This is a genomic window from Mycobacterium sp. IS-3022 (genome assembly GCF_001500065.1).
Lineage (GTDB): Bacteria > Actinomycetota > Actinomycetes > Mycobacteriales > Mycobacteriaceae > Mycobacterium.
In genome coordinates this window covers 41,495-68,339 of record NZ_LQIN01000014.1, presented here as the reverse complement: position 1 = coordinate 68,339, position 26,845 = coordinate 41,495, and the positions used below count along the sequence as shown (strand labels likewise).

Annotated in this window: 22 protein-coding genes and 1 pseudogene; 11 read left to right on the top strand and 12 right to left on the bottom strand. The window is 66.1% G+C overall.

All coding sequences use genetic code 11. From position 1 onward, the window contains the following. Window positions 1-32 precede the first annotated feature (32 nt). Entirely contained in the window at window positions 33-1,178 is a 1,146-nt protein-coding gene (locus AU188_RS12230; protein ID WP_059163981.1) for a thiolase family protein, read from the bottom strand. Window positions 1,179-1,300: 122 nt separating this feature from the next. On the opposite strand from AU188_RS12230, the gene AU188_RS12225 reads away from it, so the two are divergent. Next, on the top strand, window positions 1,301-3,424 hold the full coding sequence (locus AU188_RS12225; protein WP_059163990.1) for a molybdopterin-containing oxidoreductase family protein: 2,124 nt from the start codon (window positions 1,301-1,303) through the stop codon (window positions 3,422-3,424). 93 nt (window positions 3,425-3,517) lie between these two features. Here the strand turns inward: AU188_RS12225 and AU188_RS12220 are convergent, their stop codons facing one another. Then, window positions 3,518-4,732, bottom strand: coding sequence for a CaiB/BaiF CoA transferase family protein (locus tag AU188_RS12220; protein WP_059163980.1), 1,215 nt, complete (start codon window positions 4,730-4,732; stop codon window positions 3,518-3,520). Window positions 4,733-4,924: 192 nt separating this feature from the next. Between AU188_RS12220 and AU188_RS12215 the strand changes: the two genes are divergently transcribed. Then, window positions 4,925-6,403, top strand: a complete 1,479-nt coding sequence (locus AU188_RS12215) for an aldehyde dehydrogenase family protein (protein WP_156426657.1) — start codon at window positions 4,925-4,927, stop codon at window positions 6,401-6,403. On the opposite strand, the gene AU188_RS12210 is transcribed toward AU188_RS12215, so the two are convergent. The 3 genes and pseudogenes from AU188_RS12210 to AU188_RS12200 all read right to left on the bottom strand — a co-directional run. Then, window positions 6,387-7,028: a TetR family transcriptional regulator gene (locus AU188_RS12210; RefSeq protein ID WP_059163978.1), complete on the bottom strand. Its 642-nt coding sequence runs from the start codon at window positions 7,026-7,028 to the stop codon at window positions 6,387-6,389. The two genes, AU188_RS12215 and AU188_RS12210, sit on opposite strands and share 17 nt — an antisense overlap. A 3-nt stretch (window positions 7,029-7,031) precedes the next feature. Next, window positions 7,032-8,243: a cytochrome P450 gene (locus AU188_RS12205; protein ID WP_059163977.1), complete on the bottom strand. Its 1,212-nt coding sequence runs from the start codon at window positions 8,241-8,243 to the stop codon at window positions 7,032-7,034. Window positions 8,244-8,327: 84 nt separating this feature from the next. Further along, a pseudogene (locus tag AU188_RS12200) lies at window positions 8,328-8,630 on the bottom strand (SDR family NAD(P)-dependent oxidoreductase); the annotation flags it as partial. Window positions 8,631-8,745: 115 nt separating this feature from the next. On the opposite strand from AU188_RS12200, the gene AU188_RS12195 reads away from it, so the two are divergent. Next, complete coding sequence (locus AU188_RS12195; protein WP_082686605.1) at window positions 8,746-10,239, top strand: aldehyde dehydrogenase family protein; 1,494 nt, start codon at window positions 8,746-8,748, stop codon at window positions 10,237-10,239. On the opposite strand, the gene AU188_RS12190 is transcribed toward AU188_RS12195, so the two are convergent. The 4 genes from AU188_RS12190 to AU188_RS12175 are packed head-to-tail and all read right to left on the bottom strand — an operon-like array spanning window position 10,223 to window position 13,974. Continuing rightward, window positions 10,223-11,905, bottom strand: coding sequence for an acyl-CoA synthetase (locus AU188_RS12190; protein WP_059163976.1), 1,683 nt, complete (start codon window positions 11,903-11,905; stop codon window positions 10,223-10,225). The genes AU188_RS12195 and AU188_RS12190 overlap by 17 nt on opposite strands. A gap of 8 nt (window positions 11,906-11,913) precedes the next feature. Continuing rightward, on the bottom strand, window positions 11,914-12,336 hold the full coding sequence (locus AU188_RS12185; RefSeq protein ID WP_059163975.1) for a hotdog fold domain-containing protein: 423 nt from the start codon (window positions 12,334-12,336) through the stop codon (window positions 11,914-11,916). 7 nt (window positions 12,337-12,343) lie between these two features. Beyond that, window positions 12,344-12,955, bottom strand: a complete 612-nt coding sequence (locus AU188_RS12180; protein WP_059163974.1) for an isochorismatase family protein — start codon at window positions 12,953-12,955, stop codon at window positions 12,344-12,346. After that, window positions 12,952-13,974, bottom strand: a complete 1,023-nt coding sequence (locus AU188_RS12175) for an aromatic ring-hydroxylating oxygenase subunit alpha (protein WP_059163973.1) — start codon at window positions 13,972-13,974, stop codon at window positions 12,952-12,954. Before AU188_RS12175 ends, AU188_RS12180 begins: the two co-directional genes overlap by 4 nt. 204 nt (window positions 13,975-14,178) lie before the next feature. Between AU188_RS12175 and AU188_RS12170 the strand changes: the two genes are divergently transcribed. The 6 genes from AU188_RS12170 (at window position 14,179) to AU188_RS12145 (ending at window position 20,423) form a co-directional block, all read left to right on the top strand. Beyond that, complete coding sequence (locus tag AU188_RS12170) at window positions 14,179-15,108, top strand: acyl-ACP desaturase (RefSeq protein ID WP_059163972.1); 930 nt, start codon at window positions 14,179-14,181, stop codon at window positions 15,106-15,108. Window positions 15,109-15,213: 105 nt separating this feature from the next. Next, entirely contained in the window at window positions 15,214-16,839 is a 1,626-nt protein-coding gene (locus AU188_RS12165) for a flavin-containing monooxygenase (protein WP_059163971.1), read from the top strand. Beyond that, a complete protein-coding gene (locus AU188_RS12160) occupies window positions 16,836-17,942 on the top strand; it encodes an alpha/beta hydrolase (protein WP_059163970.1) in 1,107 nt (368 codons plus the stop codon). The genes AU188_RS12165 and AU188_RS12160 overlap by 4 nt, the downstream gene beginning before the upstream one ends. Beyond that, entirely contained in the window at window positions 17,939-19,015 is a 1,077-nt protein-coding gene (locus tag AU188_RS12155) for a phosphotransferase (protein ID WP_059163969.1), read from the top strand. Before AU188_RS12160 ends, AU188_RS12155 begins: the two co-directional genes overlap by 4 nt. Continuing rightward, the gene (locus AU188_RS12150) at window positions 19,012-19,386 is read left to right on the top strand and encodes a nuclear transport factor 2 family protein (RefSeq protein ID WP_059163968.1); all 375 of its coding nucleotides are present in this window, start codon (window positions 19,012-19,014) and stop codon (window positions 19,384-19,386) included. The genes AU188_RS12155 and AU188_RS12150 overlap by 4 nt, the downstream gene beginning before the upstream one ends. After that, window positions 19,350-20,423 (top strand): TIGR03857 family LLM class F420-dependent oxidoreductase, encoded by a 1,074-nt coding sequence (locus AU188_RS12145; protein WP_502687610.1) that lies wholly within the window; start codon window positions 19,350-19,352, stop codon window positions 20,421-20,423. Before AU188_RS12150 ends, AU188_RS12145 begins: the two co-directional genes overlap by 37 nt. A gap of 70 nt (window positions 20,424-20,493) precedes the next feature. Here AU188_RS12145 and AU188_RS12140 read toward each other — a convergent pair whose 3' ends face one another. After that, the gene (locus AU188_RS12140; protein ID WP_059163966.1) at window positions 20,494-21,984 is read right to left on the bottom strand and encodes an acyl-CoA carboxylase subunit beta; all 1,491 of its coding nucleotides are present in this window, start codon (window positions 21,982-21,984) and stop codon (window positions 20,494-20,496) included. A gap of 85 nt (window positions 21,985-22,069) precedes the next feature. Between AU188_RS12140 and AU188_RS12135 the strand changes: the two genes are divergently transcribed. Both AU188_RS12135 and AU188_RS12130 read left to right on the top strand, forming a co-directional pair. Continuing rightward, window positions 22,070-23,098 carry an LLM class F420-dependent oxidoreductase gene (locus tag AU188_RS12135; RefSeq protein WP_059163965.1) on the top strand — a complete coding sequence of 343 codons (1,029 nt, stop codon included), beginning with the start codon at window positions 22,070-22,072 and terminating at the stop codon, window positions 23,096-23,098. 37 nt (window positions 23,099-23,135) lie between these two features. Continuing rightward, window positions 23,136-24,362, top strand: coding sequence for a cytochrome P450 (locus tag AU188_RS12130; RefSeq protein WP_059163964.1), 1,227 nt, complete (start codon window positions 23,136-23,138; stop codon window positions 24,360-24,362). Here the strand turns inward: AU188_RS12130 and AU188_RS24960 are convergent. Further along, on the bottom strand, window positions 24,359-24,562 hold the full coding sequence (locus AU188_RS24960) for a YbdD/YjiX family protein (protein ID WP_082686604.1): 204 nt from the start codon (window positions 24,560-24,562) through the stop codon (window positions 24,359-24,361). The genes AU188_RS12130 and AU188_RS24960 overlap by 4 nt on opposite strands. Beyond that, window positions 24,508-26,799 (bottom strand): carbon starvation CstA family protein, encoded by a 2,292-nt coding sequence (locus tag AU188_RS12125; protein ID WP_059163963.1) that lies wholly within the window; start codon window positions 26,797-26,799, stop codon window positions 24,508-24,510. Before AU188_RS12125 ends, AU188_RS24960 begins: the two co-directional genes overlap by 55 nt. Window positions 26,800-26,845: the final 46 nt, after the last annotated feature.

The window sequence follows — 26,845 nt, the reverse complement described above, 5'->3', positions numbered from 1 at the left end:
GCGTGTGACAACCCACTCTCGCGAGCGGGGGGTCACCTCGTCAGGATCGTCGCGGCGGCGGTGCCCGGCGCGCCATACAGTTGGGAGAAGCCGACTTTGGGTTCTCCGGGGACCTGGCGGTCGCCCGCCTCGCCGCGCAGTTGGCGGACCAGTTCGTGGATCTGCCGAAGGCCGGACGCGCCGATCGGCTCGCCGTTGGCGATCAGACCGCCGTCGGTGTTGATCGGAAGAGAACCGGTGATCTCGGTGGCGCCGTCGGCCAACAGCTTCTCCTGCTCGCCGTCGGCACAGAAGCCGCATTCGGCCATGTGGATTATCTCGGCTCCGGCGTCGGTGTCCTGCAACTGGATGACATCGACGTCTTCGGGTGTCACTCCGGCCTTTTCGAACGCGGCTTTGGCGGCGTAGACCGTCGGCGCGACGTCCTCCTCGACGGGCGCGAACGTGGTGTTCACCTCGTAGGCGCCGTACTTGCGGGTGCGGACCTCGACCGCCCGCAGGTGCACCGGCTTGGACGTGTACCGCTCGGCGATGTCGGCGCGGCACATGACCACCGCTGCCGCGCCCTCGTCGGGAGCGCAGAACATGTACTGGGTGAGTGGATAGTTCAACATCGTGGAGTTGAGGATCTGGTCCTCCGGGATGGGCTTACGGCGGAACGCGTTCGGATTCAACGCGCCGTTGCGGAAGTTCTTCGCCGCGACCCTGGCCAGGGTCTGCTGGCTGATGCCGTGCTCGTGCAGGTAGCGATTGGCCTTCATACCGAAGAACTGGGTGGTCAGGTACTGGCCGTTCTCGGCGTACCACCGCGGCATGCCGACGAGGGCGGGATCTTCGGTGAACGCGCCACGCGGGTGTTTATCCAGCCCGATCGCGATGCCGATGTCGTAGTCGCCCAGCCGAATTCCGTCGGCGCACGCTTTTGCCGCGCTCGCCGCCGTCGCGCAGGCGTTGAACACGTTGGTGAACGGGATACCGGACAACCCCACCATGCCCACGATCGCGTCGGGGTTGGCGACGGTCCAGCTGCCGCCGGTGGCGAACTGGATGTCCGTCCACTCCACGCCGGCGTCGGCGACCGCGGCGAAGATCGCGTCGACACCCATCTCCATCGCAGATTTGCCTTCGAAGCGGCCGAACGGATGCAGTCCGACACCGATGATCGCGACGTCATTCATTCTGCGCATTCCTCCTGAGCCGGGCCTATGCGAACTGTAATGCTTACAGTATCGTAATCGGCGTGGCCACGGTCATCGAGCACAAGCCGACGTTCTGCCGGATCTGCGAACCGCTGTGCGGAATGATCGCGACGGTCGAGGACGGCCGTCTGGTGGCACTGCGGCCGGACAAGGAGCACCCGCTGTCGGCCGGCTTCGCCTGCCAGAAGGGCATTGCGTTCACCGAGGTCGTCAACGATCCGGATCGGGTGACGAGGCCACTGCGCCGAGGGCCGACCGGCTTCGAAGAGGTGGGCTGGGACGAGGCGATGGCCGATATCGCTGGGCGACTCTCGGACATCCTTCGCCGCCACGGCTCGGGTGCGGTCGGCTGGTACATGGGCAATCCCGGCGCGTTCAGCTATGCGCACACGTTCGCGGCGCTGCTGTTCATGAAGGGCCTCGGCCGTCACGGCCACTACTTCACCGCATCGTCGCAGGACACCAACAGCAGGCTCATCGCGAGCCAGTTGCTCTACGGCGTGCCGACGTCCGTGCCGATCCCGGACCTGACGCGAACCGATCTGCTGGTCATGATGGGCGCCAATCCGGTTGTGTCACATGGCAGTTTCCTCACCGCGCCGCGGATCAAGGACCGCATGCACGACATCGTCAAACGCGGCGGGCGAGTGGTGATCGTCGACCCGCGGCGCAGCGAGACCGCTGTGGCGTTCGAATGGCTCGGCATCGTCCCGGACACCGACTCGTTGTTGTTGCTCTCGCTGCTGCACGTGATGTTCGCCGACGGCATGGTCGACATCCCCGCCGTGAAACGGAAGGCCGACGGCGTGGACTGGCTGCACGAGATGTGCCGGCCCTTCACTCCGGAGTCGACGGCAACCCGGACCGGGATCGACGCGGACAGCGTGCGGGCCCTGGCGCGCGACCTGGTGGACACTCCGCGTGCGGCCGTTTACGGCAGGCTCGGCACCTGTGTAGGTAGCCACGGCACGCTGACCACCTATCTGATCGATGCCGTGAACCTCGTGGCGGGCAACCTCGATGTACCGGGTGGTTCGGTGTTCAGCTCCATGCACACCGTCGGTCAGAAGTGGCAGAACGTCGCGATGGGTGTGGTCATGCGGCGGTCGTATCGGCGGAAGCGCTCGCGGATCAGCGGGGTCCCGAGCGCGATCGGTTCCGAGCCCGCGGCGCTGATGGCCAAGGAGATCACCACTCCAGGTAACCGCCGAATCCGGGCGATGTTCGTCTCGGCTGGAAATCCCGTGCTGTCGGTGCCCAACGGTGAGGAACTCGAAGCGGCGTTCGGTGAACTCGAGTTGTCCGTCGCGCTCGACTTCTACGTGACCGAGACGAGCGCGCAATGCGACTACATCCTGCCCGTCACGACGATGTACGAGCGCGACGACTTCCCGTACACGTTTCAAGGGTTTCAGGCCACGCCGTTCCGCCAGGCGACGGAAGCGGTCCTCGCACCGGTGGGCGAGGCGCGCGGGGAGTGGGACATCGTCGAGGACCTGGCCGGGCGGCTGGCTCGTCGAGTGCCCGCTTTCGCGGCGTTCACCGGTGTGCGAAAGCTCGGGCGCCTCATCGGGTTCGACGCTTCGCCACGGGCGATGATCGACGCGCTGGTGCGAATGTCGGAGGGCGGCGACCGGTTCGGCCTGCGCCGTGGCGGTCTGACGCTGCGACGGCTGACCGAGGAGCATCCGCACGGCGTCGTGCTCTCACCGCACATCCGCACGGGTGTACTGCGCGATGCCGTCGGCTACCTGTCGAGTCGGATGCGGTTGGCCCACCCCGGAATTGCCGACGAACTGGCCAAGCTGTCGCAGCGCGCGCTGCCCGACGGCTACCCACTGCGGATGATCGGTTTGCGCGAGCCACGCTCGGAGAACTCGTGGATGCACAACTCACCGCTGCTGATGCGAGGTGATCGTCGCCAGCATGCGCTGATGCATGTCGACGACGCGGCCGAGCAGCACATCGCGGACGGCGACGAGGTGCGCATCAGGTCGCCGTACGGCGTCATCACCGTGCCGGTGCTGACGACGAAGGATCTCGTGTCCGGCGTCGTCGCGGTGCCACACGGCTGGGGCCACAAGGGAACTGGAAGCTGGCGGCTGGCCAATCGAGCCGGAGGCGCCAACGTGAACCAGTTGATGTCCAGCGACCCGGTAGATGTGGAACCGCTGTCGGGCATGGCGTGGTTGACGGGGGTCCCCATCCGCGTCGAGCGGGCGTAGCTCCGTCGCGAGCGACCGCGGAATGTACACCTGCGGCGGCGTGTCGGCGGGCAAACACGGTCGTCCCCGACTGCGTGTGGGCCCTCGCGATAATCAGGCGATTGCGCCGGAGTCCTTGAGTGCCTCGATGCGGTCCCAATCCATCCCGATGTCCATCAGGACCAGTTCGGTGTGCTCGCTGGCCTGCGGGGCCCGCGTGGTCTCCAGCGGCTCGTGATTGAACTGGACCGGCCCGCGAACCACCTTGAAGGGCTCGCCGCCGTCGGCCGCCTCGACCTCGACGACCATGTCGTTGGCGAGCGCCTGCTCGTCGCTGCCGAGGTCGAGCAGGCTCTGGAACGGCGCCCACTGGCCCTTCATCGTCTTCAGATGCTCGCGCCAGTAGTCGAACGGCTTGCTGCGGATTTTCTCGCGGATCAATTCCGCTGCGGCGGCGGCGTTCTCGATCAACGGCATGACGTCGCAGAAGCGCGGGTCGTCGGCGAGTTCCGGCAGTTCCAGATGTTCGAACGCGTCGCGGATGTACCCGGTCGGGCTCACGATGCACAGGTTGATGGTGCCGCCATCGGAGGTCAGGTAGTTCGCCATGAACGGGTTCACGCTCGGGCCCGTCGCGTCCGGCATCAGCGAGCGCATCGTCTCGCCGGTCTCCATGCCCTGTGTCACGCTGGCGCCGGCCGCCCACCATGCGGTGCTCAGCAGCGACACGTCGAGTTCGACCGCCTCGCCGGTGCGCGCCCGGTGGAACAGTGCGGCCGAGATCCCGCCCGCGATGTTCATGCCGCCGATCGAGTCGCCGAACGCCGGAATGCCCTGCGACAGCGCCCCGCCGATCTCCTCCGGCGTGAGCGCGTGGCCTACCCCGCCGCGGGTCCAGAACGCGGTGCCGTCGAAACCGCCGACGTCACGCTCGGGGCCCTTGTCGCCGTATGCGCTGCCGCGCGCGTAGATGATGTCCGGGTTCGCGGCGCGGATGTGCTCGACGTCGAACTTGTTCTTCTGTCGCTGCGCCGGAAGGTAGTTCGTGAGGAAGACGTCGGCGGTCTTGGCGATCTCGTAGAGAACCTCCTGGCCTTCCGGTTTCGACACGTCGATGCCGACACTGCGCTTGCCACGGTTCGGGTGCTCGATCAGCGGATGGCGGTTGGGGTCGAGTTGGAAGCCGCCCATGTTGATGAAGCCGCGTTGGGTGTCGCCGCGCACCGGGTGTTCGACCTTGATGACGTCGGCCCCCCAGTCGGCGAGGATGGCCCCTGCCGCCGGAACGAACGTGAACTGTGCGACCTCGAGGACGCGCACGCCCTCCATGACCTTGACCAAATCGGCTCCCTCGTACCCGGCGCTCCGGCTGTTGAATAAACCTACTGTAAGCATTACAGTTAGTCGTCCCGCAAACAGAGTCTACGAGGTAGCCGGGTGAGCGCCGCCGAGAATTCAGAAGAACGGATCGAGACCAGCATCGACGTCGGCAGGCGGGCAGGCGCGCGCGCCGAATCGCGGATGCTCATCGACGGACAACTGGTCGCGTCGGCATCCGGGGAACAGTTCGACAACGTGAGTCCGGCCACCGGGCAGCTTCTGGGGAGTACCGCTGCCGCCGACGCCGACGACATGGACCGCGCGATCGCGGCCGCGCGCCGGGCGTTCGACGAGACCGACTGGCGGACCAACCGCCGATTGCGGGCGCGTTGTCTCGATCAGCTGCAGTCCGCGGTCGAAGCCGAGCAGGACGATTTGCGCGAGGAGTTGATCGCCGAGGTCGGCTGTCCGGCGATGACGACCCGGTCGGCACAACTCGATTGGCCCTTGGCGGACGCGCTGCGCTATCCCGCGCGGCTGATGCTCGACTTCCCCTGGGAGCGCACGCTCGACGGCGGAGGCCTGTTCGGTGACCGCAATGTGCGGATCGTCGTCAAGGAACCGGTCGGCGTCGTCGCCGCGATCACGCCGTCCAACTTCCCGATCGAGGTGATCCTCAACAAGCTCGGTCCCGCGCTCGCGACCGGAAACACCGTCGTGCTCAAGCCCGATCCGAACACACCGTGGAACGCGACGCGCCTCGGCCGGCTCATCGCCGAACACACCGACATCCCGCCCGGCGTCGTCAACGTCGTGCCGACGCCGTCCAACGACGTGGCCGCGCTGCTGGGCACCGATCCCCGCGTCGACATGATTTCGTTCACCGGCTCCACCGCGGTCGGCAAGCTGTTGATGCGTGTGGGTGCCGACACGATGAAGCGGATGTTTCTGGAATTGGGCGGCAAATCGGTGTCGATTCTGCTCGACGACGCCCCTCCCGCCGCAATCGTCGGGTCGGCGGTCGGGGTGTGCGTGCACGCGGGCCAGGCGTGTGCCGCCACCACGCGCATGCTGGTCCATCGGTCGCTGTTCGACGAGGCCGTCGCTACCGTCACCGCTGCGTATCAGGCTGTTCCCATTGGGGATCCGGTCAACCCGGAGACCCTCGTCGGCCCCGTGATCAGCGCGGCGCAGAAGCGACGGGTCCTCGACGCGATCGATCAGGCTCGCGCCGACGGCGCCGAGATCACCACGGGCGGCGGTGCCGTCGCGAACCTCCCTGACCACTTGGCCGGCGGGCACTACGTGGCGCCGACGGTGATCGTCGATGTCGACAACGGCGCGGCGATCGCCCAGCAGGAGGTGTTCGGGCCCGTCCTGGTGATGCTGCCGTTCGACGACGATGACGAAGCGGTCCGGATCGCCAACGACAGCGCCTTCGGCTTGGCGGGCGCGGTGTCCTCACGCTCGCTGGAGCGGGGCATGGCGATCGCCTGTCGCATCCGCACCGGTTCGTTCGGGGTCAACGGCGGCATGTTCTACGGCGCCGACGCGCCGTTCGGTGGTTTCAAGAACAGCGGTGTCGGAAGGCAGTGCGGCTTCGAGGGGTTCGAGCAATATCTGGAATCGAAGACCGTGGCCTACCGCGCACCTCGGGCGGGCGCTACGCCGCCGCGATGATCGCTTCGGCCTGATCGAGGATGCTGTTCAGGATGTAGTGGAAGTCGATGTCGTCGGCGAACCCGATGTACCTGCCGCCGTCGGCCCGCTGGGACGGGAAGCCCTCGGTCCGCTCCTGCAACCGTTCGAGAACCACCGAGCCCCGGATGTGCACCGAGATCGCGCCGTACGTCTCGACCGCCTGCTCGGCGCTGAGCCCCGCCTCGATCAGCGCCCCGATCGGCTGTTCGAGTTTCTGCAGCGCGCCGTGGATGGCCCGATGACCGTAATGCCCGCGGATCAGCACCAGGTCGCAGAGAATCGGGTCGGCGCGGAACTGTCGGCGCATGGTCAGCGCGTGATCACGCAGCGACTCTCGCCAATTCGACGCTGAGATGGTCGGCACGGTGAACTCGAACCGCTGCAGGGCCCGATCCGTCATCGCGTCGAGCAGATCATCCTTGCGACGGAAGTACCAGTAGATGCTGGTGACCCCGACCCCGAGATGCTTGGCCAGTTGCGGCATGCTCAAATTGTCGATCGACACCTCTGCGGCGACTTCCAGTGCGCCGTTGAGGATCTCGTCGGCGCTGATCGACCCGCGGTCGCGACGAGCTCGGGTTTTTCCGGGGGTTGTTGCGGGCACCGGTCAGCCGACTGGGTCGAATGTCACCGGCAGCGCCGTGGGTGACCGGAAGGGTTGGCCCCAGATGTGAGGGTTGTCGTCGGTGACGAGGGTGATGTCGGTCAAGCGGTCCAGCAGACACTCGACCGCCACCCTGGTCTCCATGCGGGCCAGATGCAGCCCCATGCAGGTGTGCTCGCCCGCGGCAAAGGAGATGTGCGGTACACGTTTTCGGAAGATGTCGAATTCTTCGGAGCGCTCCCAGCGCTTCTCATCCCGGTTCGCCGAGCCGATGCACACGTCGATCACCGATCCCTCGGGGATCTCGACACCCTCCAGTTCCGTCTTCGCGGTCGCGTACCGCTGCACCGTCGTCAGCGGTGTCTCGTAGCGCAGCCCCTCCTCGATGGCAGCCGGTATCAGCTCGCGGTCGGCCTGTACGGCGCGGAACTGCTCGGGATGGGTCAGCAACAGGTACAACAGGTTGCCCGACGAGCGGAAGGTGGTTTCCAGTCCGGCGGGCAGCAGCAGTCGCAGGAACGAGTAGATCGCCTCGTCGCTGAGCTTCTCGCCGTCGATCTCAGCGGAGACCAGATCACCGATGATGTCTTCGGTCGGCTTGGATCGCCGCCGCTCGATCTGTTGCAGGAAATAGTCTTTGAGCGCCGCGGACGCCTCGAAAGCCCGCTTGTACTTGATGGTGTAGCTGATCAGTTCGACGGCACGCTTGCGGAACCACGGCAGGTCCTCCTCGGGCAGGCCCAAAAGCTTCGAGATGACCCGGGTGGGGAACTCCAAGGTGAAATCGCGCACCAGATCCGCCCGGCCGCTGTCGACGAACTCGTCGATCAGCGCGGTCACGACGGGGCGGACGATCAGCGGTTCCCATTGCGCGAGCGACCTCGACTTGAATGCCGCGGAGACGAGGTTTCGGTGCTCCCAGTGCTTCTTTCCTTCCATCGCCAGAATCGTCGGGCCGATGAACAGGCCGATGGTGCTGTCGTAGATCTGGGAATTGAACACCTTGCCATCGCGAAACACCCGGTTGACCGCATCGAAGGAGACTGCGGCGTAGAGATGTTCGGGCCGCATGGATTCCGGTGTCTTGGACCAGTCCATGACGCTGCCGCGAAAGACCCCGGTGGTGTCGCTACGCCGCTGCGCGAACAGGGGATAGGGATCACGGAGTAGGTCGGCCACTTCGTCGGGGGCGACGTCCTGAACGGGGCTTTCCACCGGTCACTCCAGGGGCTCGGATAGTTCCTGCGAGAGGTACTGTAATGGTTACAGTAGACTATCACAGCTGGACCGGCATACCGGCATGCCTTCGGCCATCAGCCGCATACCGAGGTAGTTGACCTTGAGCACGTCGGCGGCCGGTGCAGTGCCGGGCACACCTGCGACGTGCGCCAGCATGTCCCATCCGGGCCCGATGCCGGCGAGCAGGTCGCGGATGCTGTCGCCGTCACGCAGGTCGCAACGGGCATACTCGGTTGCCGCGGTTCGCTGCTCGCGCATGTCGACCGCGAGAACGTGATCGCCACGCTCGTGAAAATGGGCGGCGACGCCCGCCCCGATGCCGGAAGCCGCGCCCATCACCACGATCTTGCGTTTGCCGCTCATCTCACCGTTTCCTTCGCCGCCGCTCGCCGCCGGCGTACCATCGAATGGCTGACTGTAAGGACGACAGTAAACAATTCCGGTCTTTCAGACAATCACTTCCACAGATGGTGGTGCGATGAGCGAGAGCACAATTCGGGCGAACGCCGCCGAGGGTACGGGGCGGGACGCGATGTCGGCCGTTCTCGAGCGGCAGCGCAGCGCGTTCCTGGCCGACGGCCCGCCGACCGTCGCGGTACGGCGCGACCGTATCGACCGGATGGTTTCTCTGGTGCTGGACAACGCCGACGAATTCGTCGACACCATGGCCACCGACTACGGCACCCGGCCGAGAATCGGATCGATGTTCACCGAGATACTCGGGATGATCTCCGTCATCGAGCACACCAGATCGCATGTACCGCAGTGGATGCAGACGACAAGGTTGATGCGCGCCGCTCGGCTGTTTGGCCTGCGGGCCGAGGTGCACCCCTCGCCGCTGGGGGTCGTCGGAATCATCGGTCCCTGGAACTTCCCGCTCAACCTCGTGGTGCTGCCGGCCGTCGCCGCTTTCGCCGCGGGCAACCGAGTCATGATCAAGATGTCGGAGATCACGCCGGACACCGCCGCGCTGATGAAGTCGTTGGCCCCGAGGTACTTCGACGTCGCCGAGCTCGACGTGGTGACCGGCGGGGCAGATGTCGCGGCGGCGTTCTCCGCGCTGCCCTTCGATCACCTGTTCTTCACCGGCTCGCCGTCCGTCGGCGCGCAGGTGCAGCGCGCGGCCGCCGAGAACCTCGTACCCGTGACGCTGGAGCTCGGAGGCAAGAACCCCGTCGTGGTCTCCCGCGAGGCGGACCTGAACCGGGCGGCCGCGCGCATCGCCCGCTCGCGAATGATCAACGGGGGGCAGGTCTGTGTCTGCCCCGATTATGTCTTCGTGCCCGACGATCGGGTGGACACGTTCGTAGACATAGCAAAACGCACACTGCGCGAGATGTTTCCGACCATCATCGGCAACGACGACTACTGTTCGTCGGTCAACACGGCGAACTACGACAGGGTGGTCGGTCTCGTCGACGACGCGGGCGCCAAGGGAGCGCGGGTCGAGACAGTCGCCCCGGCCGGCGAGACCCTGCCCGATCGCGACACCCGAAAGATCGCTCCCACCATCGTGCGCGCCGTCGATGACCGAATGGCGATCGCGTGCGACGAGATCTTCGGGCCCGTGCTGGTGGTGCAGACCTATCGCGATCTCAGTGAGGCGATCGATTACATCAACCGGCGGCCCTCACCGCTGGTCGCGTACTGGTACGGTCCCGACGATGTCGATTTCCGCCGCTTCGTGGGCAGCACCCGCAGCGGCGGTGTGGCGCGCAACGACTTTGCCGCGCAGATGATTCCGTCGGCGGCCCCGTTCGGCGGCGTTGGGCGCAGCGGGATGGGCGCCTACCACGGCAAGGCCGGATTCGACGCGTTCAGCCATCACCGCACGGTGGTCGGCACGGATCTGCCGTTCACCATCACCGGCCGTGCGGCACCGCCGTTCACGCCGTCCATGCGCGCGACCACAGCGCTGGGTTTGCGCTTGGCGCGCAACCGAACCCGGCGTCGGCTCAGGCGTCGCCGCTGATCGCCTGCTCGCGGGCCCACCGGTAGTCGGCCTTGCCCGCGGGGCTGCGCTCGATCGCCGGCCGGAACACCACGGCTTTCGGGAGCTTGTACCGAGCGATCGACGTCGCGGCGTGGTCGATGAGTTCTTGCGCATCGGCCTTGGCGCCGGTGGCCAGCGCGACGATCGCCACGACCTCCTGCCCCCAGCGCTCGCTGGGCCGGCCCGACACCACCACGTCGGAAACGGCCGGATGCGAGGCGATCGCCGTCTCGACTTCCTCGGCGAAGATCTTCTCGCCGCCTGAGTTGATGGTGACCGAATCGCGGCCGAGGAGTTCGACGGTCCCGTCGGCGAGATGGCGGGCGCGGTCGCCGGGCACGGAGTAACGCACGCCGTCGATCACCGGAAAGGTGGCGGCGGTCTTGGTCGCGTCACCCTTGTAACCCAGTGGTACGTAACCGCGTTGGGCCAACCACCCCATTCCCTCGTGGCCCGGTTGCAGCAACTTGCTGAGATCCTCGGAGGCGACGTAGGTGTCGGGTCCGGCGTTGAACTTGCCGGTCGCCACTGCGCCAGAGGCGGACATGTGCGTCATCTGCGCGCCGGTCTCCGAAGAGCCGACCCCGTCGACGACGATCAATCCCGGTTTGATGTCGATGAGGCGCTGTTTGGCGGTCGGGGTCAACAGCGCGCCGCCGTTGGCCACCACGGCCAGCGACGACAGGTCGGCGTTGGTTCGTTCGATCGCGTCGGCCAGCGGTCGCGCCATCGCATCGCCGACGACCGTCACGGCCATCACCTTCTCGCGTTCGATGGTGGCCACCACTTCGTCGGCATCGAATCGCTCGGTGACAGTGGAGAACACGACCGACTGGCCCGTCGTCATCGCCGTCATCACCGCCCACTGTGCGGCGCCGTGCATCAGCGGCGGCAGGATCATCAGTCGCGACTCGGGCGCCTCGATGACCCGTTTGGTGATGTCGTCGTACGAGCGGGCGAGTTCGCCGGTGTAGAGGCTACGACCGCCGAACGAGGTCATGAAGATGTCGTGCTGGCGCCACAGCACACCCTTCGGCATGCCGGTCGTGCCCCCGGTGTAGAGCACATAGAGATCGTCGGGCGAGGGCTCCAACGGTGGCAGCACCGCAGCGCCCGATCCGACGATCGACTCGTAATCGACTGCGCCGTCGAGCAGATCATTACCCGACTCGTCGGCGATCTGGATCAGCACCCGTAAGTTGGGCAGATCCGGCAGCACCTCGGCGACTCGCGGCGCGAACGCGGCGTGGTAGAGCAGCGCGGTGGCGCCGGAATCGGCGAGCAGGTACTGCAGTTCGGTCTTGACGTAGCGGTAGTTGACGTTGAACGGCGCGACCCGGGCGCGCCAGGCGCCGAGCATCGCCTCGACGTACTCCGGCCCGTTGTAGGCGTAGATGCCCAGCAGGTCCTGGCCCACCTCGTGGCCGGCCAACTCGGAGCGCTCGACATGGCATCCAAGGCCGCGGCTGTGCAGGAAGGCCGCCAGCCGGTTGGCGCGTTCGACGACCTGCGCGTAGGTGTAGCGACGGTCTCCCTGAATGATGAACTCGCGGTCGCCGATCGCGGCGGCGACGGTGTCGGCGGCAGCCGGAACGGTGAACTCGGTGGTGCCCGAAGGCGTGGGCGTGGTGAGCGGATCAGACATCGTGCCTCTCAGGGCTGGTGTGGTAGCAACTTGATCATCAGACCGTTGGCCTCGGATAGTACGTTGCCGGCGAGGTCGGTCATCGCCGCCCTCACGAACAGTTTCCGCCCGTCCACCGAGTCGATCCAGGCGCGCGACTCCAACGGCACATCGATCGGCGTCACCCGCCGGTGGTCCACATGAAGATATGCGGTGCGGCTGTCCGCCCGTCCGGCGGACGCCACCCCGGCGGGTGCCCTGTATTGCTCGAGTTGCTCGCACACGTTCTCGAGGAGTTCGGCGGTGTGATCCCACAGCGCGGCATCGGGGTTGGTTGAGACCGCGATGTCCTGGAGCCGTCGAACGGCCGCACTGAAGCGGCCCATCTCCGCAGTCCCCAGAGTCGGCTGCACTCTGGCGAATTCGCGGATGTCGTCCTCGGTGTCGGTCACTCGTCTACTACTTCCACGCCTTGATCAGGTCGTCGGTGGTGGTGATCGTCGCCAGAAGGGACAACGTGTTGTCGATGATCGCATTCGCATAGTCGGTGGGGACACCTGCCACCGCGTCGCGCGGCACAACGACGTGGTAGGCGGCGTTGACGGCGTCCATCACCAGGTTGGTGATCGCGACGTTGACCGAGACCCCGACGGCGACGACCGTCGTCACCCCGAGATTGCGCAGCACCGCGTCTAGTTCCGTGCCGCCCATCGGTCCGATGCCGTGGCCCCGTCGCAGCACGATGTCGGACGGTTCCGGGCCCAGTGCCGGCAGTAGTTCGGCGCCGGGTGTGCCGGGGGCGATCGCGACGGCGCCGCCGAACGAGAAGATCTTCGCGTTGTGGTTGGCTCCCTTCCCGTCGGCGCGGCGCTGAACAAGGCAGTGCACCACGGTCACCCCCGCGCTGCGGGCGGCGGGCAGCAGCCGTTCGATGTTGGGAACGGCCTCGCGACGGGCCTCGTCGGCAAGGGCTTTGAGCCCGGTGTCGGGGCCGACGACCGCGCCCTGGCATTCCTGCGTGACGATCGCGGTGTGGCCGGGCGCCGCGATCTGGGCCAGATCGACCCTCATACCTGTGCCGGGACCTCGCCGGGCGAGGTGGCGGGGACTTCATAAAACTGAGTCGCCCACTTGCGCATGGCCATATAGGGCTTCGCGTCGACCTTGGACAATGCGGGGCGTTCGATGTACTCCTGGTAGCGCCAGATGTTGAGGTCGTCCCACACCGTGCCCATGAACTGCCGCTCCACCTGCTCGCGCACGTGGTCCGGCGGCACGTCGGAGCTGTCGCCGGGCACTCGGGGCCACCAGATCGAATAGAACATGTCCGAGTAGCCGTCCTCGACCGGTGTGCAGGCGAAGATCAGGCGGTGGTTCGACGATCCCTCGAACGCGCTGATGGCGAAGCCGAGCCCGGAGAAGTGGCTGTGGATGTACAGCGCCATCTTCGCTGGGTCCTCGCTGCGCGCGTCGGGCCAGCCCGTCAGGAAGCGCCATTCCTCGTCGACCGCTTCCCAATTGAGGCACACGGGGGTGACCGTGGCGCCGTGGACGTAGTGGAAGTGGGCGCTGTCGGGACCGTTCTCCGCGACGATCTGAGGGTGCACCGGCTCGCGTTCGGCACGACTTGAAAACTCAGGGTACGGGCGGTAATACGCATCGGGGTCGGTGGGAAACTGCGGGAATTTGTGAAACAGGTCGGGCATTTCCCACTGCGGTTCCTTGCCGTCCGGTTGATGCCAGGCGAACACGCAGCCGTACTGCTCGACGACCGGGTAGACGCGCAGGCGCAGCGCCTTGTTGGGCCGGTCCGGCTGATAGGGGATGTAGCGGTTGGTGCCGTCGGGCCCCCAGCGCCAGCCGTGGAAAGGGCATTCCACGCAGTCGCCGACGACCTTGCCGCCGTGGCCGATGTGGGCACCGAGGTGGCGGCAGTGCGCGGACAGCAGATGCAAGTCGCCGGCCTCATCGCGGTAGGCCACCAGGTCATCGCCGAAATAGCGCAGCGGCCGGACCTCGCCCTGCGGGAACTCCGCGGACCAGCCGATCATGAACCAGCCGGTGACCTTCCAGGTGAACGGGACTTTCACGTCGCCTCCTCTGCCTGCCTCTATACGGAAAATCTTACAGTAGATGTTTCAGCATCGGTGCACAGAAGGTCACGTGTGAGCGTTCGCCCGAATGAGCCCGGATGGCATTCGTTTGCGGGCAATCTGCGATACGCCCCTCGCGTCTTGGGAACCTACGCTAGCGTAGGTTCCACATCCGCAGATGTTGGCGACGGGAGAGTCTTGATGACGACAACCCAAGAGGCGCTGCTCATCGAATTGGAGCCGGTGGTAGAGGCGAATCTGAACCGCCACCATGCGATGGCGAAATCCTGGAATCCGCACGATTACGTGCCATGGAGCCGCGGCCGAGACTTCGCGTTGCTCGGCGGGCAGGACTGGGTTCCCGAGGATTCGCCCCTCGACGAGGTCTCGAAGGCCGCCATGGTCGTGAACCTGCTGACCGAGGACAACCTCCCCTCCTATCACCGCGAGATCGCCATGCGGTTCGGGCTCGACGGGCCCTGGGGCCAGTGGGTCGGTCAGTGGACGGCCGAGGAGGCACGTCACAGCATCGCGATCCGCGACTATCTCATCGTCACCCGCGGCGTCGATCCTGTCGCACTCGAGCGTGGTCGCATGGTGCACACGGCCGCCGGTTACGACTCGGGCGACAAGTCGATGCTGGAGGCGCTGGCCTATGTGTCCTTTCAGGAGCTGGCGACGCGCATCAGCCACCGCAACACCGGACGGGCCTCTGGATGTCCTGTCGCCGAACAACTTCTGAGCCGCGTCGCGACCGACGAGAACCTGCACATGGTCTTCTACCGGAACCTGGTCGACGCGGCGCTCGACATCGCGCCGAATGAAACCATGGTGGCGATCGCTCATGAAGTCATCAACTTCCAGATGCCAGGCAGCACGATGCCCGGTTTCGCCGAGAACGCCGTGACGATCGCCAAGGCGGGCATCTACGACCTGCGTTCGCATCTCGACGATGTGTTGCGTCCAGTGCTGCGGTTCTGGAAGGTGTTCGAGCGCGACGATCTGGACGGCCGGGGTGCACACGCGCGCGACGAACTGGCGGCCTTCCTCGACCTCGTTGACGACCGGGCCGCTCACTACGAGCAGCGCCGCCAGGAACGGTTGGCGGCTTCAGGCGCGTCATCCCGCTGACGGTCGGACTCCGCAGTCTCGCGTCATCGAAACGGACCCGCAGCTCGGTCTAGATACTGTAATCATTACAGTATCTCTGATTCCGCGAACGTGAGGTGACGATCCGTGAGTGCTTCCAGTCCGGCCCGCTTCGATGCGATCGTTATCGGCGCCGGTTTCTCGGGTCTCTACGCGCTGCACCGACTGCGGGAGCAGGGGCTGCGGGTCGTCGTTCTCGAGAAGGCGGAGAACGTCGGAGGCACTTGGCTGTTCAATCGGTACCCGGGAGCTCGTTGCGACATCGAGAGCATCGAGTATTCCTACAGCTTCTCCGACGAGATCCAGCAGGAGTGGGTGTGGACGGAGACCATGCCCGCTCAACCGGAAATCGAGGCGTACCTGAACTTCGTCGCCGACCGCCTGGATCTGCGGCGCGACATCCGCTTCGGCTGCGAGGCCGAGTCGATGTGCTTCGACGAAGCCGCCGCCGAGTGGCGGGTGCGGACAGCGGCGGGGGAGTCGTTCGTCGCGTCGTTCGTCGTCGCGGCGGCCGGCATCCTGTCGGTGCCCCTGGATCCGGACATCGCCGGCATGGACACGTTCGAAGGGCTGTCGCTGTTCACCAGCCGGTGGCCGAAGGAGCGCGTCGATCTCACCGGCAAGCGGATCGGCGTGATCGGCACCGGCTCCACGGGTGTACAGCTGATCCCGGTCGTCGCTGAGGAGGCCGGCCACCTCACCGTGTTCCAGCGTTCGCCCGCCTACACGCTGCCTTGGCGAGTGCGCCGGTTCGACGACGGTGAACTCGACGAATTGAAAGCGAACTACGCCGAAATCCGCACGGCGCAGCGTGAGCACGCCGTAGGGGCGGCCCGGCTCAGCGCTTTCTCGGTGATGTTCGAGATGCTGGCCAAACCCCCGCTGAAGTCGGCGACCCGCGAAGAGCAGGTACGTGCCGTCGAGGAGGGTGGTGTGATCGGTGCGCTCAGCTGGGGTGACGTGTTCTTCGACATCGAAGCCAACCAGATGGCCGCCAAGCTGTACGGCGAGGCCGTGGCGCACATCGTCGAGAACCCCGAGACGGCGGCGTCGCTGACGCCGACGCATCCGTTCGGGTGTAAGCGTCCGATCATCGACCAGGGTTACTACCAGACGTTCAACCGCGACAACGTGACGCTGGTGGACCTGCGCAAGGGGCCGATCACCGAGGTGACCCCGACGGGCATCCGCACCGAGCAGGGCAGCCACGAGCTGGATGTGATCGTCTACGCCACCGGTTTCGACGCGATGACCGGGGCCCTCACCCGCATCGCCACCACCGGCCGCGACGGTACCTCGCTCGGTGACTTCTGGACTTCCGAGGGGCCCTACACCTACCTCGGGATCGCGGTCGCCGGCTTCCCGAACCTGTTCATCGTGCAGGCGCCCGGAAGTCCGGCGCCGGCAAGCAATTTCGTGACCGCACTCGAACAGCACGTGGAGTGGATCGGCGATTGCATCGCGTACGTACGGGCCAGCGGGTACCGCACCATCGAGGCGCTGCCGGACGCGCAGCGAGACTGGGTCGAACACACCACGTCCCTCGTGGCGCCGACGGTGCTCGCCCATCCGACGTGCAACTCCTGGTACAACGGCGGCAACGTGCCGGGCAAGAAGCGGATGTACATGGGTTACACCGCAGGCATTCCGGAGTACCGGCGGCGCTGCGACGAGATCGCCGAGGCCGGCTACACCGGGTTCAAGCTTTCATGAGAGCGACCGAGCGCGCGTACCGCATCGGCCGCGACTTCGCCGGCGTGGTGCCGCGTGCCCATGCCGCGCTGCGGGAAGATGACTGGAAACCAGTCTCCGTGGGCGGTGTTCGACAGCTGGGTGAGGTCGTGCTCGACGAGTTGGCGCTGACCGGCATGACCTTGGCCGCGCCACCGCCGAAGCTGGAGCGCTCGCTCGACTCTTGTGTGACCGTGGCGCAGCAGCTTTCGCCCTCATCGTCGGCTGTACACGCCGAACCGGATCCGTTGCAGCCGACGGCGATCCGGCGACGTCGTTTCGGGCGAGACCGGTACGAGCAGCTGGTCTTCGAACATGATCCGCATCTTCCGGAACCGCTGGCCGAATTCGGCGGACCGGCGACGGCGGTGGTGCACCTGTGCCGACACGGTGACGAGACGCGGCCGTGGCTGGTGTGGGTGCACGGCGCCGGGCAGGGCAGGCCGATGGATCTCCTGTTCTCCCGGGCTCGGCGGCTTCAGGACCGGCTCGGGTACAACATCGCGCTGCCGGTCCAGCCCGGCTGCGGGGTCCGGCGTCGCCGGTGGCCGACCTATCCGAACATGGACCCGCTGAACAACCTGGCCGGCGTGCTCAGGGCGGTCTCCGAGGTGCGGGCGGTGGTCCGCTGGCTGCGGCCGCAGGCCAGTACCCTTGCGGTGTCGGGTGTTTCGATGGGCAGTCCGGTGGCGGGCCTGGTCGCCCATCTCGAGGAGGTGGACGCCGTCGCCGTGTACACCCCGATCTTCGGGCTCAACGCGATGATCGCCGCGCACCTGAGCAGGTGGGGACCGTCGGTGCACGACACCATCGAGTTGCTGCGCTCAGAACCCGTCGAGCAGATGATGTCGCTCGTCGACTATCACCCGCTGCAGCCTTCACCACCGCCCGAACGGCGGCTGATCGTCGGGGCATGGCATGACCAGATGGCCCGACGCGAACCCGCCGAGCGGCTGCACGAACGCTGGGGCGGTGAGCTGTACTGGCATCGCGGCAGCCACGTAGGGCACCTGTTCGCCGGTGGGGTGCGGGCCGCCTCCGAGCGGTTCCTCGCCACGGCCAGTCGGCAGCGGAGCGTTTCATGACAGCGAGCACGGCCGCGGTACCGGCCGGCATCGACGACGTGGACGCCGCCTGGTTGACCGAAGCGCTTCGCGACGACGCCGGCATGGGCACTGCGATCGTGAGAGCTGTTCGCGCCGAGCAGATTGCGATGGACAGCGGGTTCTCGTCGTTGCTGTACCGGCTGCACCTGACCGGCAGCGAGGTGCCGCCCACCCTGATCGCCAAGCTGCCCGCGGTGTCGGAGGCGCGCGGCGCGATGGAGCTGCTGGGCGGTTACCGGCGCGAGCTGGCGTTCTATCGCGACATAGCCGGACGCACCCCGATGCAGACTCCACGCGTGTACACGGCACGGGTGGCCGACAACGGCGTCGACTTCGTACTCCTGCTCGAAGACCTCGGGGACTGGGACAACGCCGACCATCTGGCGGGCCTCTCGATGCAACGTGCCCGCACCTGCATCGGCCAACTGGCCGGACTGCACGCATGGTCATGCAGACGACCCAATTCGACTGCGATACAGCAGTTTCCGAGCATCGATACGCCGATCGCCCGAGACCTGCTGGTGCCGGCCTTCGGGCCGGGTTGGGAGGTTTACCGCGCGCACACCGAGAAAGCGGTGCCCGCGGCGGTGGCCGCATTCGCCGAGCGGTTCGCTGAACGCGCGGTGGAGGCACTGCCCGTGCTCACCGAACGCGACATGCTCTTGCACGGCGACATCCGCGCCGACAACCTGTTCTTCGCGGCCGAGCAGATGAAGGTGGTGGACTTCCAGTTCACCGCCCGTGGCGCGGGCGCTGCCGATGTGGCCTACCTCGTGACTCAGGGCTTGCCGGCTGCGGTCAGGGCGGGCCATGACCAGGCACTCCTGCGCGAGTATCTCGACCACGTCGTGGCGCACGGCGTCACCGATTACGGATTCGACGAGGCATGGCGGCAATACCGGTACGCAGCCGTCTATCTGATGGTCCTGCCGGTGATCACACTCAACGGGTGGGCGACGATGCCCGACCGGTCCCGGCGGTTGTGCCTGACGCTCACCGACCGGGCGGTCGCGGCCATCGACGCGATCGACGCCCTGGAGGTGTTCGGGTGACCCGGTCTGCCCGCGAGGTGGTGGAGTTGTACAACCTGGTGGTATGGAATCAGCGCGACTTCGCGCTAGCCGAGGAGCTGTTGGGCGACACGGTGATTCGTCACGAGGTAGGCGAAGCGCACACCCTCACTCACGATCAGGCGGTGCGGCGGGTCATCGACATGTGGGAGGTCTCCGAGCGCATCCGGTTCGACCTGAACCTGGTGGTGGCCGGCGACGACGGCGAGCACGTTGCGATCCTCTACCAGTCGCCGATGAAGCTCAAGGACGGAACGGAGACGACGATCGGCAGCATGGAGATCTTCAGGGTGGTCGACGGCAGGATCGTCGAAGTGTGGAACTGCGGCTACAAACAAGGAGTCTGGGCGTGACGGATCGGGTGCTCGACGAACTGGGCTACTACCTGCTGGCCGGCGCCGGGGGAGAAGGCCCGGCCACGCTGATGGACGAGGCCCGCCGCGGTGAACAGCTCGGGTTCGGCACCGCTTTCATCTCCGAGCGGTGGAACGTCAAGGAGGCGTCGTCGCTGGTCGGCGCGGCGTGCGCGGTGACCACGCGGATGCAGATCGCTACGGCGGCAACGAATCACAACACCCGCCATCCGTTGATCACCGGCTCGTGGGCGACCACGATGCACCGGCTCTCCGGGGGCCGGTTCACTCTCGGCGTCGGCCGTGGGGTGGCGGCGATGTACGGGGCGTTCGGCATCCCGTCGGTGACCACGGCGCAGATGGAGGATTTCGCCCATGTCATGCGCAGGCTCTGGAACGGCGAGGTGATCTTCAACCACGACGGACCGATCGGCAAGTATCAGGTGCTCTTCCTCGACCCCGATTTCAAGGAGGACATCCGGCTGGCGATCGTGGCGTTCGGGCCGCAGACGCTCGCCCTGGGCGGGCGGGCTTTCGACGATGTCATTCTGCACACCTACTTCACGCCGGAGACGCTGCAGCGTGCCGTCAAGAGCGTAAAGGACGCCGCCGAACAGGCCGGCCGCGACCCGGCGAGTGTGCGGGTGTGGTCCTGTTTCGCCACGGTCGGCGACCACCTGCCCGAGGAGCTGCGGCTGAAGAAGACGGTGGCCCGGCTGGCCACCTATCTGCAGGGTTACGGCGATCTGCTGGTCAATACCAACGGCTGGGATCCTGCTGTGCTGCAGCGCTTCCGGGACGACAAGGTGGTGCAGTCCATCCCCGGCGGTATCGACCACAAGGCGAGTGCCGAGCAGATCGAGCACATCGCCACGCTGATTCCCGCCGAATGGCTCGAACCTGCGGCCACCGGTTCACCGCAGCAGTGCGTGGACCGCATTCGCAAGGAATTCGACTACGGCGCCGACGCGCTCATCATGCACGGCGCCACCCCCGACGAGCTCGAGCCGATCGTCGCCGCCTACCGCGCTTCGTGAGAGTCCTGAGAGCGATTTCGGTGTCGGCAGTTGCGGTGAGCGCAACCAACTACACCGAAATCGCCAGCGCCTACGGCGTGATCACCGTGCGCGACACCGGCTCGGCGGCGGCCTGGCGGCTGTAGACCGCCCGCTGCAGCGCCGACATCAACGCGTTGCGGGTCTCCTCGGGATGGATCAGTTCGTCGAAGCCGAGGTGGCCGGCCGATCGGAACGACGCCTCGACCTCCATCCGCCGAAGGCGTGCCTCGACATCCTCGGCGGCGTGGGAAGCCTTGCTGAGCGCGGCCGCGCTCATCGCACCCATCGTCGCTCCGGGGTAGGCGAACGTCGCACTCTGGTTGTCAAACCCCAACAGCGACATGACCATCGAGCCGAAGCCGTAGGCCTTGCGCAACGTGACGTGCAGCTTGATCGTCGTTGCGGCAGTCTGCGCCGCGAACATCCGCGCTCCGCTGCGCAGCACACCGCTCTTCTCGGACCGGCTGCCGGGCAGCATGCCGGGATTGTCGGCCAGAAACACGATCGGCAGATGGAACGAGTCGGCGACCGCGATGAAGTGTGCGGCCTTGTCGGCGGCCTCGGCATCGATCGAACCGGCAAGGACCTGTGGCTGGTTCGCCACCACCGCGACGGGGTGGCCGCCGAGATGGGCCAGCGCGCAGATGATGGCAGCGCCGAACTTCGGTTGGACCTCGAACCAGTCGGGGCGGTCGAACACCACGTCGAGCACCCGTCGCATGTCGTACACGCGCCGGTTGCCGCGGGGCACGATATCGAGCAGTTCGGACGTCGTCCGCGGTTCGGCATCGTCGGCAAGCGATTCCGGATACGACCACGCACTGGACGGGAAGTAGGACAGATAACGACGGATGTCGTCGAGCACGGCTTCGTCGTCGTCGGCGAAGTTGTGGATGACGCCGCTGGCGAGCGCCACGGCCGGCCCGCCAAGGTCCTCTTTCGAGATCTCCTCGCCCGTCGACTCTTTCACCACCGGCGGCCCCGCAGTGAAGATTGCGCCCTGACTGCTCATGACCGTCCAGTCGCAGACGGGGGCGACGAGTGCGCCGTGGCCGGCCGACGGCCCGAACAGGCCGGCGACCATCGGTACCTTGCCCGAGCACTGCGCCTGCGCGAGCAGGTCGGTCGGTGTGCGGCCGTAGTGCTCACCGCTGGGCCGAAAGCCCGCGCCCTCGAGCAGCATCACCAGCGGTACCCTGTCGCGCAACGCCAACTCCGCCAACCGATAACGCTTGGCGTTCCCGCCGGGGCCGATGCTGCCCGCCAGCGTCGTGAAGTCCTCGGCGCCGACCATCACCGGCCTGCCGTCGACGAATCCGGAGCCGGCGACGATGCCGTCGGCGGCGATGTCTCCGCCGACCAGCGTGCCGAACTCGCGGAAGCTGCCCTTGTCCAGGAGATGCTCGATGCGCGCGCGGGCGTCGAGCTTGCCTTTGCCGTGGTGCTTTGCCAGTCGCTCGGCGCCACCCATGCCGTGGGCATGCCGGCGTCGACGGGACAACTCGTCGAGCGTGTGCTCCCAGCCTTCTGCCTCGGCCATCACAACTCCTGTCTCCGCACGGCGATCGTTGCACTCGGATGTCCGCGTTGACCATACTGAATCGCTTACTGTAGCGTCTACGACCATGCTTAGCGGCGCCGGCCTGAAGGTCGACGGGGCGGTTTCCAGTCAGCTCGCCAACGTCGCGAAAGCGGCGAGCACGCTGCAACGACGCGGCTATGACGGGTGCTGGACGGCCGAGGTCAACCACGACCCGTTTCTGCCGCTGACCCTCGCGGCCGAGCACACCGACACCCTCGAACTGGGAACCAGCATCGCGGTCGCGTTCGCACGTAATCCGATGACAATCGCCAACATCGGCTGGGACCTACAGGACTACTCGCGCGGCCGGCTCATCGTGGGTCTCGGCTCCCAGATCAAGCCGCACATCGAGAAGCGGTTCAGCATGCCGTGGAGTCACCCGGTGCGCCGCATGCGCGAATTCGTTGTCGCGATGCGCGAGATCTGGGCGTGCTGGCGAGATGGCACCAGGCTCGAGTTCGAGGGTGACTTCTACACGCACAAGCTGATGACACCGATGTTCACGCCCGAACCGCACGACTACAGTGCGCCCAAGGTGTTCCTCGCCGCGGTCGGTGGGGCGATGACGGAGTTGGCCGGCGAGGTGGCCGACGGGATTCTGGCGCACGCGTTCACCACCAAGCGCTATTTCGCCGAGGTGACCACGCCGGCGCTGCAGCGCGGAATGGCCCGATCGGGCCGCCAGCGCAGCGACTTTCAGGTGTCTTGTCCGATCTTCGTCGTCACCGGCGAGCAGGACCGCGACGTCACCGCGGCCGCCGCCGCCACGCGCAAGCAGATCGCGTTCTACGGGTCGACTCCGGCCTATCGCAAGGTTCTGGAGTTGCACGGCTGGGGCGATCTGCACACCGAATTGCACCGGTTGAGCCTGGCGGGGCAGTGGGATGCGATGGGCACGCTGATCGACGACGAGATCCTCGAGGCGTTCGCAGTCGTCGCGCCGATCGACAAGCTGGCGGCGAAGATCCGGGACCGCTGCGACGGATTGATCGACCGGGTGATGATCGGCTTCCCCTCGTCGGTTGCCGAAAAGACCGTCTCCCAGGTGCTGAAGGAGTTGCGCGGCAGATGACAGTTCTCCAGAGGAGTTGCTCGTGAGCACACCGATGATGGACGAAGCGGCCAAGGTCTTCGCCACCCCGCGGGCCTACACCGACGAGGCCAAACTGCATGAGTCGCTGACGCATCTGCGCGTGAATGCCCCCGTGTCGTGGGTCGATGTGCCGAACTACCGCCCGTTCTGGGCGATCACGAAACACGCGGACATCATGGAGATCGAACGGGCGAATATGCTGTTCACCAACTCCCCGCGACCGGTATTGGTCACCGAGGAGGGTGACGAACAGCAGGCGGCCATCGGCGTGCGCACCCTGATCCACATGGACGACCCGCAGCACCGCGTCGTGCGGGCGATCGGCGCCGACTGGTTCCGGCCGAAGGCGATGCGCGCGTTGAAAGTTCGCGTCGACGAACTCGCGAAGGTGTACGTCGACAAGATGATGGCGATCGGGCCCGAGTGCGACTTCGTCCAACAGGTCGCGGTCAATTTCCCGCTCTACGTCATCATGTCGTTGCTCGGCATCCCGGAGTCGGACTTCCCGCTGATGCTCAAGCTCACTCAGGAGTTGTTCGGCAGCGACGACGACGAATTCAAACGTAGTACCGACCCGGCCGAGCAGATGTCGGCGTTGCTCGAGATGTTCGAGTACTTCACCGCGCTGACCGCCTCACGCCGCGAGAACCCGACCGATGATCTGGCATCGGCGATCGCCAACGCGACGGTCGACGGTGAACCGCTGTCGGACATCGACACGATCTCGTACTACGCGATCATCGCCGCGGCAGGACATGACACGACGAGCGCGACCATATCCGGAGGGACGCTGGCGCTCATCGAGAATGCCGACCAGCGTCAGCGGCTGTGCACCGATCTTGGGCTGATGCCACTGGCGGCTGAAGAGATGATCCGCTGGGTCACGCCGGTGAAGGCCTTCATGCGTACCGCCGCCGAGGACACCACAGTCCGCGGTGTATCGATCGCGGCTGGGGAATCGGTTCTGTTGTCCTACGTCTCGGGTAATCGCGACGAGGACGTCTTCGACGACCCCTTCCGCTTCGACGTCGGGCGCGACCCCAACAAGCACATCGCGTTCGGTTACGGCGTGCACTTCTGCCTGGGGGCCGCGTTGGCCCGCATGGAGGTGAACAGTTTTTTCACCGAGTTGCTGCCGCGCCTGAAAGCGGTCGAGTTGGCCGGCGAACCCCAGTTCGTCGCAACGACTTTCGTGGGCGGGCTCAAGCATCTGCCGATCCGCTATTCGCTGTCACCTCGCTAGCAGCAGCGCGCGATTGGATTGGCGTCAGCCGCGGCGTGGCGCATCCGCCAGTAATCCCGTTCGGAGAGCACCGGTTCACCCGGATGGATGCGCATCCGGTGCTCGACATAGCGACGGTAGTGGGTGTCGCCCATCAGGTCGCCTATCAACGTGCCCCAGTGCCAACCGAACTTGCGTGCGACTTCGACAACGCGTCCCATTGCTTCTGCACCTCCTTCTCCGGCTTGGTCATGATGAGGCCCCTCGGCCCGAACAGCCGCGAGGGCACCGGTTCGTCTTCGGTCGACGGCAGGGCGGTGCCGCGAACCGCCCGGATCACCATGATGACCCCGGCAAGGAACACGATCAGAACCAACAGCGCGAACACGATCGACAGCGTGCCCTGGATGAAGGTGTTGCGAATGACCGCGTCGAGTTGGTCGGCGTCTTTCGCCGCGCCGAACGCCGTCTCACCGGCATCCCTGGCGTTGCGATACTGGAAGTGCTGCGTCCAGTAGCCGACCTTGGGATCGCCCGAGAAGATCTTCTGCCAGGACGCCGTCATCGTCACCGTCAGATCCCACAACAACGGGATGCCCGGCACCCAAGCCCATTTCAGCAGGCCCTTCTTCACGATGACCACCGTCACGACCGTCAGCGCGATCGCCGCCAGCAACTGGTTGGCGATACCGAACAGCGGGAACAGCGTGTTGATGCCCCCGAGCGGATCGGTGACACCCATCAACAAGATGCTGCCCCACGCCGCCACCACGATCAGGCTGCAGATCCACGCTCCCACACGCCAACTCGGATCCTTGAGCTTTCGCAACGGGCCGCCCAGGTTGCTCAGGCCGTCGGAGAGCATGAACCGGGCGACCCGGGTGCCCGCGTCGACGGTGGTGAGGATGAACAGCGCCTCGAACATGATCGCGAAGTGGTACCAGAACGCTTTGAGCGCGTCACCGCCGAAGACCTTGCTCAGCACTTCGGACATGCCGAACGCCAGCGTCGGCGCGCCACCGGTGCGGGAGACGATCGACTCTTCGCCGACGCTTTCGGCGGCTCTGGTGATGTCGTCGGCACTGATCGGTGGGCTGTCGATCGGCAGTCCGTTGACGTACGCCGCCGCAGTTTCGGCCGTGGCCCCTGTCGACGCCGCAGGCGCGTTGATCGCGAAGTACAGGTGCTGGTTGAGGATGGCCGCCGTGATCAGCGCCATGATCGCGACGAACGACTCGGTGAGCATGCCGCCGTAGCCGATCAGCCGCATCTGTCCTTCCTTCTCCAACAGCTTGGGCGTGGTTCCGGACGAGATCAGCGCATGAAACCCCGACAGCGCACCGCAGGCGATCGTGATGAACAGGAAGGGGAACAGTGATCCTGCGAACACCGGACCCGTGCCCTGGCCGGCGAACGCCGAGACCGCCGGTGCCTCCATGACCGGGCGGGCCAGCAGAATGCCCACCGCCAGCAGGGCGATGGTGCCGACCTTCATGAACGTCGACAGGTAGTCGCGGGGGGCCAGCAGCAGCCATACGGGCAGGACCGAGGCGGCGAAGCCGTACACGATGATGGCCCACGACAGGCTCACCTTCGACAAGGTGAACCAGTCGGTGCCCCATGATGTTTCGGCGACCCACCCGCCGGCGACGACCGCGAGCAGCAGCAGGCCGACACCGATTAGCGACACCTCCGATACCCGGCCGGGGCGAAAGAACCTCAGGTACAACCCCATGAAGATCGCGATCGGGATCGTCATCGCGATCGAGAAGACGCCCCACGGACTTTCGGCGAGGGCGCCGACGACCACCAACGCCAGCACCGCCAGCAGGATCACCATGATGACGAGTACGCCGACGATCGCGGCCACCCCGCCGATCGTCCCGAGTTCGTCGCGGGCCATCTGCCCGAGTGACCGGCCGCGGCGCCGGGTGGAGATCGACAACACGAGATAGTCCTGCACGCAGCCGGCGAGAACGGCACCGATGATGATCCAGATGGTGCCGGGCAGGTAGCCCATCTGCATCGCGAGGACGGGGCCGACAAGCGGACCGGCGCCGGCGATCGCGGCGAAGTGGTGGCCGAACAACACCCGGCGATCGGTGGGCATGTAATCCGTGCCGTTCTCGAATAACTCGGCGGGCGTGGCGTTGTCGTCGCGCGGGCGAACGATTTTCATCTCGATGAGCCGGGCGTAGAACCGGAATCCGATGACGTAGGTGCAGATCGCGGCGATCACGAACCAGACCGCGTTGACCGTTTCGCCGCGGAAGAACGCGATCACCGCCCAGGCGAGCGCGCCGAGCACGGCGACGATCCCGAAGACGATCCGGTGTCTGGCGGTTATCGGCGACCGGTCGATGATCGCCACCGGGGGCAGATCCTTGTCGGTGCGCACGTAGGTGACGTCGCCTTCGGTTTCCTCTGTGCGCTGCGAAGCAGCGGTTGGGGATGCCATGTGGCGATCTTTTCATCGGCCGCGTCGGCCACGTGACAAAACGGTC